13 protein-coding genes are annotated in these 13,986 nt (G+C 63.2%); 3 read left to right on the forward strand and 10 right to left on the reverse strand.

Features of this window, described 5'->3' with window-relative positions:
- Positions 1-174 precede the first annotated feature (174 nt).
- Together AQUI_RS0121305 and AQUI_RS0121310 are read right to left on the reverse strand one after the other, a co-directional pair.
- The gene (locus AQUI_RS0121305) at positions 175-840 is read right to left on the reverse strand and encodes a sulfotransferase family protein (protein ID WP_027259323.1); all 666 of its coding nucleotides are present in this window, start codon (positions 838-840) and stop codon (positions 175-177) included.
- Between the two features lie 126 nt (positions 841-966).
- On the reverse strand, positions 967-1,890 hold the full coding sequence (locus AQUI_RS0121310) for a DMT family transporter (protein ID WP_027259324.1): 924 nt from the start codon (positions 1,888-1,890) through the stop codon (positions 967-969).
- 76 nt (positions 1,891-1,966) lie between these two features.
- Here AQUI_RS0121310 and AQUI_RS0121315 point away from each other — a divergent pair, with 76 nt between their 5' ends.
- Complete coding sequence (locus AQUI_RS0121315; RefSeq protein ID WP_027259325.1) at positions 1,967-3,595, forward strand: AMP-binding protein; 1,629 nt, start codon at positions 1,967-1,969, stop codon at positions 3,593-3,595.
- 104 nt (positions 3,596-3,699) lie between these two features.
- Positions 3,700-4,710: a hypothetical protein gene (locus tag AQUI_RS0121320; protein ID WP_027259326.1), complete on the forward strand. Its 1,011-nt coding sequence runs from the start codon at positions 3,700-3,702 to the stop codon at positions 4,708-4,710.
- Positions 4,711-4,759: 49 nt separating this feature from the next.
- Here the strand turns inward: AQUI_RS0121320 and AQUI_RS0121325 are convergent, their stop codons facing one another.
- The 8 genes from AQUI_RS0121325 to AQUI_RS0121360 all read right to left on the reverse strand — a co-directional run bounded on the left by AQUI_RS0121325 (position 4,760) and on the right by AQUI_RS0121360 (position 11,501).
- Positions 4,760-5,161 (reverse strand): hypothetical protein, encoded by a 402-nt coding sequence (locus AQUI_RS0121325; protein ID WP_027259327.1) that lies wholly within the window; start codon positions 5,159-5,161, stop codon positions 4,760-4,762.
- Between the two features lie 73 nt (positions 5,162-5,234).
- A complete protein-coding gene (locus tag AQUI_RS0121330; RefSeq protein WP_027259328.1) occupies positions 5,235-5,666 on the reverse strand; it encodes a MarR family winged helix-turn-helix transcriptional regulator in 432 nt (143 codons plus the stop codon).
- Positions 5,667-5,888: 222 nt separating this feature from the next.
- Positions 5,889-7,241 (reverse strand): SPOR domain-containing protein, encoded by a 1,353-nt coding sequence (locus tag AQUI_RS32315; RefSeq protein WP_027259329.1) that lies wholly within the window; start codon positions 7,239-7,241, stop codon positions 5,889-5,891.
- Between the two features lie 184 nt (positions 7,242-7,425).
- Entirely contained in the window at positions 7,426-8,058 is a 633-nt protein-coding gene (gene upp, locus AQUI_RS0121340) for a uracil phosphoribosyltransferase (RefSeq protein WP_027259330.1), read from the reverse strand.
- A gap of 76 nt (positions 8,059-8,134) precedes the next feature.
- Positions 8,135-9,346, reverse strand: a complete 1,212-nt coding sequence (locus AQUI_RS0121345) for a phosphopentomutase (protein WP_027259331.1) — start codon at positions 9,344-9,346, stop codon at positions 8,135-8,137.
- Positions 9,346-10,650: a thymidine phosphorylase gene (locus tag AQUI_RS0121350; protein ID WP_027259332.1), complete on the reverse strand. Its 1,305-nt coding sequence runs from the start codon at positions 10,648-10,650 to the stop codon at positions 9,346-9,348. Before AQUI_RS0121350 ends, AQUI_RS0121345 begins: the two co-directional genes overlap by 1 nt.
- Positions 10,650-11,042, reverse strand: coding sequence for a cytidine deaminase (locus tag AQUI_RS0121355; RefSeq protein WP_027259333.1), 393 nt, complete (start codon positions 11,040-11,042; stop codon positions 10,650-10,652). Before AQUI_RS0121355 ends, AQUI_RS0121350 begins: the two co-directional genes overlap by 1 nt.
- A gap of 180 nt (positions 11,043-11,222) precedes the next feature.
- Positions 11,223-11,501, reverse strand: coding sequence for a hypothetical protein (locus tag AQUI_RS0121360; RefSeq protein WP_156916895.1), 279 nt, complete (start codon positions 11,499-11,501; stop codon positions 11,223-11,225).
- A 207-nt stretch (positions 11,502-11,708) separates the two neighbouring features.
- On the opposite strand from AQUI_RS0121360, the gene AQUI_RS0121365 reads away from it, so the two are divergent.
- On the forward strand, positions 11,709-13,982 hold the full coding sequence (locus AQUI_RS0121365) for an NADP-dependent malic enzyme (RefSeq protein WP_027259335.1): 2,274 nt from the start codon (positions 11,709-11,711) through the stop codon (positions 13,980-13,982).
- Positions 13,983-13,986: the final 4 nt, after the last annotated feature.

The following is a 13,986-nucleotide window of genomic DNA, read 5'->3' on the forward strand; positions in this document are numbered from 1 at the left end:
TCCTTTCCTGCAGCCAAGGTTTGAACCTCTGGCCGGTTTCCGGTTATTGCCTGTTCCCGCGGCTTTAACGGTGCGGAAATGCGGCAAAAACCAGTCACTGTTCACGTCGCTGCGCCAATCCGCTTGCTCGATCCGGGATTGATCCAGATCCGGCAGGCTCAGCGCTGTTTCATGTCACTGGGATACGCGCGAATCGTTAAAAGAGTATTCAAATTGCGCGATGTCTGCAGCGCAGGCCCGTGCGATGGCTTCGGCAGCGGCATCGTCATAGTAGGCCCGCCAGTCCCGCAGCCGGCCGCTTTCATTGACCCGCGGCAAGTCGAGGACAAAGCCGAGATGGTCAAACAACGGCCGGGCATCCTCCTGGAAATGCTCCAGGCGGATAAAGAGCTGGCATTGCTCGGCGCCGTCCGCACGGCGCATGTAAGACGCCGCGGGGCTGCCTTGGAACGCGCTTGCAATCTGCGGATGCTGCACAAAGCCGCGGAACTCCAGACTCTGCGCAAGCTGGATGGCCGGATGGCTGAAGCGCTGTTCCTGCAGCCAGTGGTAATAGCTGACCGCCCGGTCCCAGGGGTTGCGCACCAGGGTGAAAGCAAAGAGTCCGCGCAGGGTGTCCTTTGGCACCAGCCCTTCGATGTCGGCCAGGGAGGAATGCTTCCACAGCCGCCCTCGCGTTTCGGCACCCTGCAGGCGGCGGCGGCGTTTTAGCGCTTTCGGCGTGTCCCCCAGCATCATGTCATCCGCCATGGCGCGCGCCTCCAGCGCCAGCGCCAGCGCCGTGCCGCCGGTCTTGGGGATGTGGATAAAAACGTATCGGCGGCCTTGGGACAGGATCATGATCTGACCCTAGGCGATTGATCTGTGTATGGAAATACCGATCTGCGCCAGGCTTTCGGCTTCTTTCTGGTGTCAAATACCTCGGGGTGAATTGGCCCTTCAGGGCCAAGAGGGGCAGCGCCCCTGCTACCTCGAGCGAAGCGCAATGGTGGCGCCGGCCGCAATGATCAGCGCGATCCCCAGCATCTGCCAGATGTTCAGCGCCTGCCCCCAAAAGGCCCAGGCAACGCCCGGCCCGACAATCATCACCGAGTATTCAAAGACGGCGACATAAGACGCTTCGCCCAGCTGATAGGCCTTGGTGATCAAAAACACGCCGCCCACCGCCGCACAGCCCTGCAGCAGGATCAGGTGCGAGATTTCCCACAGCGGCCAGACCCAGCCGCGGGTCACAAAACCGTCGGCGCCATCGGCCACCGGCTGCGGCCAGATCTCCAGACCCGTCAGCAGCAGCGCCCCCAGCACGCCCTGCACCAGCAGATAGATGAACAGCATCGCCACGGTGCTTTCGCCCTGGCAGAAAAGGCCGGTTGCCAGCGACCCCAGTGCGTAGAACAGCCCGCCAGCAACCGGCACCAGGATCAGCCAGTTGAAGGCCGCCGGGTCCGGCTGCAGAACCATCAGGACGCCCGCAAAACCGCAGAGCACTGCGGCAACCCGGATCCAGCCGATCCGCATCCTCAGGAACAGCACGGAGATCACCACGATCAGAATCGGCGAGGTGAACAGCCCTGCCAGCGCCTGGGCGATCGGCATCAGCGCGACTGCGGCAAAGTAGAACACCATCGCGACCGCCACCAGCACCGCCCGCAGCAGCACCGCCCCGAACCGGCTTGGCGCCAGTCCGCCAAGCCCGGCCCGGGCCATCAGCCACAAAAAAGGCAGCGCGACAAAGCTTCGCAGCAGATAGAATTGGCCAAGCCCGATCTGTTCGGCCATCAGCGGCACTGCGTTGTCGGTGATGCCGATAATCAGCATCGCCGCAAGCATGGCATGCGCAGCGGCCGTCTGGCTGCCGGTTTCTGCGGAAAGGACTGCTGTTTGTTTCATACCCTTCCCATTGCCCGCAACTTTCCGCAATATCTGTTCTCTAAGCGACACCAAAGTGATTCAGGGGAGGAAACTGATGGGGTGGATGGCGGATGAAACCGGTCTGGAGAAGACCGCCGCGAATTATGTGCCGCTGACGCCGCTGTCGCATCTGCAGCGGGCGGCGCAGGTGTTTCCGGAGCATCTGGCGGTCAGCTATGGCAAACACCGCAAGACTTATGCCGAATACCACGACCGCTGCACGCGGCTGGCCGCGGGGCTGGTCAAGCTGGGGGTGAAGCCGGGCGACGTGGTGGCCACGCTGCTGCCGAACATCCCGGCCCAGGCCGAAGCGCATTTCGGGGTGCCTGCCTGCGGCGCGGTTCTGAACACCATCAATACCCGGCTGGATGTGAGCACAGTTGGCTACATCTTTGACCATGGCGGGGCCAAGGCGGTGCTGGTTGATCCGCAATTCCTGGAACTGGCCGAGGCCGCCGTCGAGGAAATGGAAGGCCCCGCCCCGGTTTTGATCGAAGTGGCGGATGATCAGGCTACCTGGCACGCCACCGGCCGGCACATGGAGTACGAGGCGCTGCTGGCCAGCGGCGACCCGGATTTCCAGTGGATCATGCCCGAGGATGAATGGGAAAGCCTGGCGCTGAACTATACCTCCGGCACTACCGGGCGGCCAAAGGGCGTGGTGTATCACCACCGCGGCGCTTATCTGATGACCACGGGCACGGTGATCTCCTGGCGCATGGTGCTGCATCCGGTCTACCTGACCATTGTGCCGCTGTTTCACTGCAACGGCTGGAACCACACCTGGATGATGCCGGTGGTGGGCGGCACCCTGGTTTGCTGCCGGGATATCACCGCGCAGAACATCTACAACGCCATCCATTACGAGGGCGTCAGCCATTTCGGCGGTGCGCCGATTGTGCTGAACATGCTGGTCAATGCGCTGGACGAGGAGCGCCGCACCTTTGACCACACGGTGGAGGTGTTCACCGCAGGCGCCCCGCCAGCGCCCGCAACCCTGTCGAAGATCGAGGATCTGGGCTTCAACGTCACCCATGTTTACGGGCTGACCGAGACTTATGGCCACGTCACCGAATGCTACTGGAAAGCCGCAGAATGGGACGGGCTGGACAAGGCGGGCATCGCCGCGAAGAAATCCCGCCAAGGGGTTGCCATGCCAATGCTGGAACCAGTGGTGGTGCGCGACAGCGACCACAAAATCCTGCCCAAGGACGGTGAAAGCCAGGGAGAGATCGGGTTGCGCGGCAATGTGGTGATGAAAGGATACCTGAAGAACCCGGAGGCCACCGCCGAAGCCTTCAAGGACGGCTATTTCAACTCCGGCGACCTGGCGGTGCAGCACCCCGACGGCTATATCCAGATTGCCGACCGGGCCAAGGATATCATTATCTCGGGCGGCGAGAACATTTCCTCGGTCGAGGTGGAGGGCGTGCTGATGGCGCATCCGGATGTGCTGCTGGCTGCGGTCGCTGCGATGCCGGACGAGAAATGGGGCGAGGTGCCCTGCGCCTTTGTCGAACTGAAAGCCGGTGCCGCGGAAGATGCCGCAGCACTGATCGCTTTCACCCGCGAGACGCTGGCAGGTTTCAAGGCGCCCAAGAAAGTGGTGTTCCAGGAGCTGCCCAAGACTTCCACCGGCAAGATCCAGAAGTTCGAACTGAGGAAAACCGCCAAGAACCTGTAACTTTTCACGGCGAAACGGCATCCGGGGCAGCAAAGCAATTTGCTGCCCCTGTTTTATGTGATTATTCTGGCGGCAACGATAAGAACGGGGGCCGGGCTGGCTGCATGACGGCATTGAGGGAATTTGAGCGGCTGGAGGCTGCGGGCTTGTGGCGCGCGGACCGGGAGGCCCAGCGGCGGGATGTGATCATCTCGCTGGGGGATGCGACGCTGACGATTGCCAGTATGAACGACCGGCCGCTGGCGCATTGGTCGCTGGCAGCGGTAGAGCGCGCCAATCCCGGAGAGTTCCCGGCCCTGTTCCATCCCGATGGCGACCCCGGCGAGACACTGGAACTGGCTCAGGACGAGACCGCCATGCTGGATGCGATTGCCCGGGTGCAAACCGCAATCGGCCGCTCCCGCGCGCGGCCCGGCCGGCTGCGGGCCGTCAGTATCCTGGGCGCCTGTGCGCTGATGCTGGCACTGCTGGTCCTGTGGCTGCCCGGTGCTGTCACCCGGCATGCTGTCAGCGTGGTTCCTGACATTAAGCGCAAGGCGATCGGCCAAGCATTGCTGGGCCGGATCGAGCGCGTGTCGGGACCCGCCTGCGCGACGCCGGAAGCCGCACCGATCCTCAGAGATCTGGCGCAACGCACCGGGGTGCGGCAGCTGGCCGTGCTGCGCTCAGGCATTCCCGGCAGCCTGCATCTGCCTGGCGGCATCGTGCTGCTGAACCGTTCGTTTGTTGAGGATTTCGAGGATCCCGCAGTCGCGGCCGGCGCCATCCTGGCGGAACGCGCCCGGGCTGAGGCCAGCGACCCGATGTTCGAACTGCTGGAGGCCGGCGGAGTTATGGCCGCCTTCAAATTGCTGACCACGGGCGAGCTGGACCGCGCAGCCCTGGATGCCTATTCCGAAACCACCCTGGCCAGCCCCCGTCCGGCACTGCCGGATCAGGTGCTTCTGGCGGAATTTGCCCGCGCGGCGCTGCCCTCCTCGCCTTATGCCTATGCGCTGGACATCACCGGCGAGACGGTGCTGGGGCTGATCGAAGCGGACCCGATGGCAGGCCGCGATCAGGAGCCGCTGCTGAATGACCGCGACTGGGTGCAACTGCAGAACATCTGCGGCTAGACGCCCGGTTCTGTTGCGCCCAGCCGCAGTTTTGCGCGGCAGAAAACACTTAGCCCTTTTGACTGCTGTCAAAGGCCGCTTTCATGAAGTCGGCTTTCATCATGTGCGCCTTCATCGCGGGCAGGCCGATTGCTTTCAATGCGATCACCGATGCGTAGATCAGCGTTGCAGTGGCAAGGGCATCCAGCATCCATCCAAGAGGCACCGCCGCTGCGCCCAGATGTCCTGGCAGCGCCGAGAGCGCCGGAATAGTCCAGAAACCGGTCAGCGCATGCAGCACAAGCGCAATCCAGAACCCGGCGCAATACGGGCAATGCCATTGCTCATAGAGCGACTGCAGCGGCCGCGGCAGCATCGCCAGCAGCCTGTTGAACCAGGTCCCCCACTCCGGGAGTTTTTCCCAGATCAGGATATGCAATGCGGTTCCGATCAGAACAGGTTCGAATGTCATGGGTTTTTCCTTTCGCGGATTTCGATTGTTAGTTAGCTAGACTTACCTTACTGCGCAAAAAGGCGCCGACCCTTCAGCCGGTCTCAGACTTTTCTGCCAGCGCGGCTGCGAGAGCGTCGCCGTCCAGGCCCGGTGCTTCAGACAGGAAACTCCGGGCAGCGGCCTGATACATCTCCTCTCCTGTTTGCAGCATCTCGCGCCCCTGAGGCGTGAGCAGAATATGCTGGGCACGGGCATCGTAGCGGCAGGGCACCCGCTCCACCAATCCGCGCTCGGTCAGCTTGACAACCATCGCACTGGCCGAGGCTTTCCTGACGCCAAGATCCTCGACCACGTCTTGCAGGTGCTGGCCGTGGTCGTCTTTGCTGGTTTGTTTGATCTCCTGCTCCTTGATGGCGCGCAGGTATTCATACTCGCTGTGGCTGAGCCCGATCCGGGCGCCGCCCCTCGCCCAGTGCCGGTGTGCGTGGCGGTGTGCCAATTCGATCAGTTGCGCGAAGGTCATGCTGTCTCCAGTTAGTCTGGAAGCCTAACTAATGAACTTTCGGAAGAAGTCAAGAGAGGGCAAGCCCGGACATTGCCGGCGGCAAAAGCACAAAGCCCGCCCCTGAAACTGTCTGGAACGGGCTTCGAAATGCTCTTCGGTGCCTTTCACCTTCTGGCTGCGAAGGGGAGAGACCGTCTTTTCAGCAGCCGGAGCCGGGACGGTCAGGCCTCTGCCCTGGCTTTACTTGCTGATCCGCGCCCCGGCAAAACCAGCCTTGCGGGCTTTGGCCAAGGCTGCAGCGGCTTGGTCATGGGCGTGAAACGGGCCTGCCAGAACAACCTTATAGGGCTGCCCCCTGCGGCTGACAGTGCCAAGGCGCACTGGCAGACCGGCAGCGGCAAGCCGCCGCGCTGCGGCCTTGGCCTCAGCGGCACCGGCATAGGTTGCGGCGCGAATATACCGTCGCGATGCGGCTTGCTGCGGCGCCGCCGCATCCGGTGCAGAGCGGGTGGACAGGCGCAGGCCCGACGGCTGCGCTTCGGCCGGGCTGCGGCGCACATTGCGCGGCAGTGTCAGCGTGGCACGGTCCAGCGGCAGCTGCACCAGGCGGCGCGGCACGCCCTTGGTCCAGACCTGCGCCATCTGCGCATCGCCCTCGGATGTGCGCACGCCGCGCATCGTGTTCAGACGGTCGTCTTCACGCTCCACTGCCAGGTAGCCGGCCGGGGCTTGGGCAAAACCGGTCACCACTGCCGGGCGCACGGTACGCACCGCTCGCTGCGGGTTCAGCCGCCCATCGGTCCAGACCGGGCGATAGCCTTCGGGCACCGAGAAACTGTTGCTGAGGCGGCGGTCCTGGTAGATGTGCGTCTGCACCACACGCGTATTCGGGGTGAGGCGCAGGGAGGATTGCGGGCCGCTGCCCTGACCCCCGTAGGTCACCGGCGAAACAGTTTGCGGGCCGCAGCGCGCGCCGGTGGCATTGGTGTACTGGCGGCTGATATCCGAAAGACCGGCACACGCACCGCTGCTTGCGGGCTGCACTGCAGCCGGAGCGGGTGCTGCTGGGGCCGGGATTGGCTTGGGCGTCACACGCACGACTCTCTTAGGTGCCGGTTTCGGCGCCGGAGCAGCAGCGGCGGGCTGGGCGCTGGTGGATTGCGGTGTACGGCGCGGCTTGGCCGTGGTGACGATCCCGGGCGCTGCGGCGGCGGGCTTGGCAGCGGTGGACGGTCGTTTTGCTGCTGCGGGCGCAGCTGCAGCCGGTTGTGCCAGCTGCTGGCCTGGCTCCAGCGTGATCAGCTCCGGCGCCGGGGCTGCCGGCTGCTGCCTCGTGGCGCCTGCCAGCTTGGTTGGCGCATAGCCGCAGATCTGCTTGCGCGAGCGGGAGACCCGTGGAACCCAGGTGACATTGCCGTCAATGCCTGCACGGATGTAGATGCAGCCGCGGCTGTCCACATATTGCTTGCCTTTATAGGAAGCAGGCGGAAATTCGGAGGGCGGGCTGGTTTCACGCAGGGTTTGTGCCTGTATACCTGCCGCTCCTGTTGTCCCCGCGATGATGGCCAGTGCAATAATTCTAGTTATTTTCATTCCTGAGCCCCACAAAATATGGCTGCAGGATGCCCGAATCCGGCCTGTGAGTAAAGATTCTGCGGCAACAATAAGGCCGCAAGGCGGCAATTTTTGCTCAAATTGGAACTTGTTTGCTTGCCGCAGGCGGCAGCCGGGCATTCCGGCCAAGGCAATCAGCGCTGCCTTGGCCGCTGCGTTCAGATCATTTAGTGCCGAACATCCGGTCGCCGGCATCGCCCAGACCGGGCAGAATGTAGCCCTTCTCATTCAGCTGCCGGTCCAGCGAAGCGGTGACGATAGGTACATCCGGGTGCGCTTCTTTCATCCGCGCAACGCCTTCGGGCGAGGCCAAAAGGCAGAGGAAGCGGATGTTGTTGGCGCCGGCCTCTTTCAGCAGATCGATAGCGGCGGCAGAGCTGTTGCCGGTGGCCAGCATCGGGTCCACTGCGATCACCAGCCGGTCTTCCAGCGCTTCGGGTGCTTTGAAGTAATACTGCACCGGTTCCAGGGTTTCCTCGTCCCGGTAGAGGCCGACAAAACCAACGCGGGCCGAGGGGATCAGCTCCAGCACCCCGTCCAGCATACCGTTGCCCGCGCGCAGGATGGAGACCAATGCCAGTTTCTTGCCGGCCAGGATCGGCGCGTCCATTTCCTCCATCGGGGTTTCGATGTTGGTTGTAGTCAGCTCCATTTCGCGGGTGATTTCATAGGCCAGAAGCTGGGTGATCTCGCGCAGCAGGCGGCGGAAACCCGCGGTGGACGTGCCCTTGTCCCGCATCAGGGTCAGCTTGTGCTGCACAAGCGGGTGATCAACAACGGTCAGGTGGTCGGTCATGGGGCACTCCTAAAGTTTGCTTTTGCGCGCTTTTACGGGCTTGGCCACAGCAGGCAAGCGTGTTTTGATCATTGGGTCAAAGAAAGCTCTTGCCGGGGCCTTGGGCCGGGACGTTCAGATGGGCCGCAATCGAGGCGCCCACATCGGCGAATTTGACCTGCCCGATGGGGCCTGCGTCAAGCCCGGCAATCAGAACCGGCACCTGTTCACGGGTGTGGTCGGAACCGGGCCAGCTTGGGTCATTGCCGTGATCGGCGGTCAGCACCAGCATGTCGCCGTTGCGCAGTTTCGCCAGCAGCCGGCCAAACTCCGCATCGAACCACTCCAGCGCCCGCGCATAGCCGGAGAAGTCGCGGGTGTGGCCGTACATGCTGTCGAACTCGACGAAGTTGGCGAAGGTCAGGCTGCCGTCTTCTGCCGTTTCCACCGCATCGAACAGGTGCTGCATCAGCTGGGCATCCGCACCCTTTTTCAGGGTGTCGATACCGGTCATGGAGAAGATGTCGCCGATCTTGCCGATGGCGTGGACCTTGCCGCCTGTATCCTGCACCCAGTTGGTCAGCACTGGTGCCGGCGGAGTAATTGCAAAATCGCGCCGGTTGGTGGTGCGAGTGAAACCCTCCTCTGCTGAGCCCAGGAAGGGCCGCGCAATGACCCGGCCCACTTTCATCGCGTGCAGGCGCGGAGCGATAGCCTCGCAAAGTTTCAGGAGACGGTCGAGACCAAAGGTCTCCTCATGTGCGGCGATCTGAAAGACGCTGTCGGCGGAAGTGTAGCAGATCGGCTTGCCTGTCCGCATGTGTTCGGCGCCAAGGTCGTTGAGGATAACAGTCCCTGAAGCGTGGCAATTGCCGAGGATGCCATCGGTGCCGGCCTGCTCCGCTACAAAGGCCGTGAGGTCTTCGGGGAAGGACGGCGCCCGATCGGGGAAATAATGCCAGTCCCAGGGCACAGGCAGGCCCGCCAGTTCCCAATGACCCGAGGGCGTGTCCTTGCCACGGCTAACTTCTCTGGCACAGCCCCAACGGCCCTGCGGTTCTGAATCCAGCCCCGGAAACGGCACCGAGGACGCCAGCCGCATGGATGAACCAAGGCCGAGGCGTTCCATGTTTGGTACGTGCAGCGGGCCGCTTCTGCCCTCCTCGGCCTCACCCGCGGCACAGGCCTGGGTGATATGGGCCAGCGTGTTGGCGCCAAGGTCCGGCAGATCGCCGTTGAAGAACGTCCCGGCATCCGGCGCGCCGCCGATGCCAACGGAGTCCATCACCACAAGGAAGGCACGGGGCATCAGGAGATCCTTTCGTGAACCAGCGGCGGCGGGGCGTCCGACGCATCGCCAATGGCGATGGCGGCGAGGAAGGCAGCCTCTGCCATATCTGCCGCATCATCGCTGGCGGCGTGGATGCAGGCAAGGGTGTCCCCTGCCCCGACGGGCTGGCCCAGGCGGGCAATGCCCGAGATACCAACGCCGGGGTGGATCCTGTCGCTCTCCACCATCCGGCCCCCGCCCAGGGCAACTACAGCCAAGCCAAGTGCTTCGCCGTTCATGGCAGAGACACGCCCGGCGCCGGAGGCCTTGACCGCCCGCACGACCTCTGCGCCCGGCAGATGATCCTGCCATTTGGCGGCGAAATCAGCAGGGCCGCCCATGGCGGCAATCATACGGGCAAACCGCTCTGCCGCGCGGCCATCGGTGAGAGTTGCGGTGATCTGCGCCGCACCTTCATCTGCGTCCGCGGCCAGACCGGCGTGGGCCAGCAGCTCGCCGCCCAAAACCGCGGAAATCTCTGCCAGCGAGCCAGCCGCCTGCCCTGTCAGCACCCGCATCACCTCGGCTACTTCCAGCGCATTGCCAAGGGCCGGTGCCAGAGGCTGGTTCATGTCGGTGACCAGCGCCGAAGTGCGGCAGCCAGCTGCATTGGCGGTATCGCAGAGCGACTGCGCCAGCGCGCGGGCGTCATCTGCCGTCTTCATAAAGGCGCCGGAGCCGATTTTCACATCCAGCACCAGCGCATCCGGGCTGGCGGCGAGTTTCTTGGACAGGATCGAGGCGGTGATCAGGTCAAGGCTTTCCACCGTCGCGGTGACGTCGCGGATCGCATAGAGCCGCTTATCCGCCGGGGCAATCTGGGCGGTGGCGCCGACAATGGCGCAGCCCATGTCCTGCATCATGCGGCGCAGGTGGTTCTCACTGACGCTGGTGGAAACACCGGGGATCGCTTCCAGCTTGTCCAAAGTACCGCCTGTGTGGCCCAGCCCGCGGCCCGAGATCATCGGCACATAGGCACCGCAGGCCGCTAGCGCCGGTGCCAGCAGCAGCGAGACACAGTCCCCCACCCCACCGGTGGAATGCTTGTCCAGAACCGGGCCGTCCAGATTCCAGGTCAGCACATCGCCAGTGTCGCGCATCGCCAGGGTCAGGGCGCGGCGGCCCTCGACGCTGAGGCCCTGCAGGCAGACCGCCATGGCAAAGGCTCCGGCCTGCGCGTCCGAGACCCCACCGTTGGCCAGCCCTTCCGCAAACCAGTGCAGCGCGTCTTCGCCCGGTGTTTCACCGCGCCGGAGTGTTGCATTGATGGCGCGGGCGTCCATCAGCTGCGCTCCATATGGTCCACGTCAAAAGCGCCCGGCAGCAGGTCGCCGATGGTGGTGTCCTTCTCAGCGCCGTCAGTGGTCGCCAGGGTCACTTTCACCTCTCCTGTGCCAAACTCCTTGAGCTTCTGACGGCAGCCGCCGCAGGGCGGGATCGGAGAGGGGCAGTCGGCAATCACATAGACCGCCGCCAGCTCCCTTTCCCCCGCGGCGACCATGGCGGCGATAGCCCCGGCTTCGGCGCAGGTGCCCTCGGGATAGGCCACGTTTTCAACATTGCAGCCGACGTAGATCTGGCCGGTGGACGAGCGGATTGCAGCGCCGACCTTGAAATTAGAGTACGGCGCGTGGGCGTTTTCGCGGACGGCGGTTGCGGCGGCTTTGAGGCTCATGGGCGATTCCCCGGTTTTTGATCATCTGGTCAGAATGCCGCAGCCTAGCTGAATTGCCCCGGGGAGCGGAAGCCCCCGGATGCAGTTCCAAGTCTATCCCTCTTGGCGCTGGACACGCCGTCAGGATCATCTCCAGAAATTGCGGGCAGTTTACCGGGTCGCGGCCCCGGATCGTTCAGCCTAGCGAAACGGCAAAGCTGCGAGAACGCCCTGCTCCACCGTCAGCATGTACTGCCGGAAAATCTCAGCCCTGACACCAACAGCTTGGTTCAGGCGGCGCGGGCTTTCTGAAGAACCATCAGGATCTTCAAGAGAAATGTGGTTAATCTCTGGGCTTCCCTGCCCCTGCTTTACACCGCAGCCATAGCCCGCAGCCCGAAAGCCGGGCCGCATCGAGATCATTTTCCACCAAAAGAACACACCTAAAACCCTGGCGTAAAAGGTAAAGTCATTGCGCAAACGCCATAACACCGAAGCGGGGAGCGGTGACTGACTGGCTCAGCTTTCACTCCCTTTTCATTTAGCGTTTGCTTGGGCCGCAGGGCAGAGTTCAAGCAAGACACCGCCAACCGCTTTGCCGCCGCATTCATTTGCGTCAGTTTGGGCTAGGTTTCCGGCAGGAAAAATGGTTTAACACTAAACAATATCGATTTTCAGGAGCGCCAGATGTCCGATTCACAGAACCTGCGCCAAGCCGCGCTCAACTATCACGAGTTTCCTCAGCCCGGCAAACTGGAGATCCGCGCAACCAAACCGATGGCCAACGGGCGCGATCTGGCACGTGCCTATTCACCCGGCGTGGCAGAGGCCTGCACCGAGATCAAAGCGGACGCCGCCAATGCCGCGCGCTATACCTCGCGCGGCAATCTGGTAGCGGTTGTGACAAACGGCTCGGCAGTGCTGGGGCTGGGCAATATCGGCGCGCTGGCCTCGAAACCGGTGATGGAGGGCAAGGCGGTCCTGTTCAAGAATTTCGCGGGCATCGACTGTTTTGACATCGAGGTGAACGAAAGCGATCCGGAAAAGCTGGCAGATATCGTCTGCTCGCTGGAGCCGACGTTCGGCGCCATCAACCTGGAGGACATCAAGGCACCGGATTGTTTTGTGGTGGAGAAGCTGTGCCGCGAACGGATGAACATTCCGGTATTTCATGACGACCAGCACGGCACCGCAATTGTGGTCGGTGCAGCCGCCACGAACGCCTTGCATGTGGCGGGAAAGTCGTTTGAGGAGATCAAGATCGTCTCTACCGGCGGCGGTGCGGCGGGGATTGCCTGCCTCAACATGCTGGTGAAACTGGGAGTGAAGCGCGAGAACATCTGGCTCTGCGACATTCACGGCTTGGTCTATGAGGGCCGCGAAGAAGACATGAACCCGCAGAAGGCGGCCTTTGCCCAGGCTTCGGATAAACGCACGCTGGATGAGGTGATGGACGAGGCGGATCTGTTCCTCGGCCTCTCCGGCCCGAACGTCCTGAAGCCCGAAATGGTGGCAAAAATGGCAGACCGCCCGATCATCTTTGCGCTGGCAAACCCGACACCCGAGATCATGCCAGAGGCCGCGCGCAAGGTGGCGCCCGAGGCGATCATCGCCACGGGCCGCAGCGATTTTCCCAACCAGGTCAACAACGTGCTGTGCTTTCCCTTCATCTTCCGCGGCGCGCTGGATGTGGGGGCAACCGAGATCAATGACCAGATGCAGATCGCCTGCGTTGAAGGTATTGCCGAACTGGCCCGCGCCACAACCAGTGCCGAAGCCGCGGCAGCCTACAAAGGGGAGCAGCTGAATTTCGGCGCCGATTACCTGATCCCCAAACCGTTCGACCCGCGCCTGGTGGCCGTGGTGTCCTCTGCCGTTGCCAAGGCGGCGATGGACAGCGGCGTGGCGACCCGGCCGATTGAGGACATCGAGGCCTATAAGCAGAAACTGAACCAGACGGTGTTCAAATCTGCCCTGCTGATGCGCCCGGTGTTTGAGGCCGCCCGCGCCGCGTCCCGCCGGATCGTGTTCAGCGAGGGCGAGGATGAGCGGGTGCTGCGTGCCGCCCAGGCGATCCTGGAGGAAACCACCGAGACCCCGATCCTGATTGGCCGTCCGGAAGTGATCGAGCGCCGCTGTGAGCGGCTGGGGCTGGACGTGCGGCCGGGGCGCGATTTTCAGCTGGTGAACCCGGAGAACGACCCCCGCTACTACGATTACTGGAACAGCTATCACAAGGTCATGCAGCGCCGCGGTGTGACCCCTGACCTGGCCAAGGCGATCATGCGCACCAACACCACCGCAATTGGCGCCATCATGGTCCACCGGGGCGAAGCCGACAGCCTGATCTGCGGCACATTTGGCGAATACCGCTGGCACATGAACTATGTCGAGCAGGTTCTGGGCGGCAACAGCTATTCGCCGCACGGGGCGCTGTCGCTGATGATCCTGGAGGACGGGCCGCTGTTCATCGCCGACACCCATGTGCGGATCGAGCCGACGCCCGAGCAGATCGCAGAAACCGTCATCGGCGCGGCCCGCCATGTGCGCCGCTTCGGCCTGGATCCGAAGATTGCGCTGTGCTCGCAATCGCAATTCGGCAATATCGCCTGCGATACCGGCAGCCGGCTGCGCGCCGCGCTGGAGATCCTTGACGAGAAACGCCGGGATTTTGCCTATGAGGGCGAAATGAACATCGACTGCGCGCTGGATCCTGAGCTGCGCGAACGAATCTTCCCGAATTCGCGCCTGGAGGGCGCGGCCAATGTGCTGATCTTCGCCCATGCCGATGCCGCCTCGGGGGTGCGCAATATCCTGAAGATGCGGGCGGGAGGTCTGGAGGTTGGTCCGATCCTGATGGGGATGGGCAACCGCGCCCATATCGTTTCCCCTTCGATCACCGCGCGCGGGCTTTTGAACATGGCCGCCATTGCCGGCACCCCGGTGGCGCACTACGGTTAATCCT

Source organism: Leisingera aquimarina DSM 24565 (assembly GCF_000473165.1).
GTDB lineage: Bacteria > Pseudomonadota > Alphaproteobacteria > Rhodobacterales > Rhodobacteraceae > Leisingera > Leisingera aquimarina.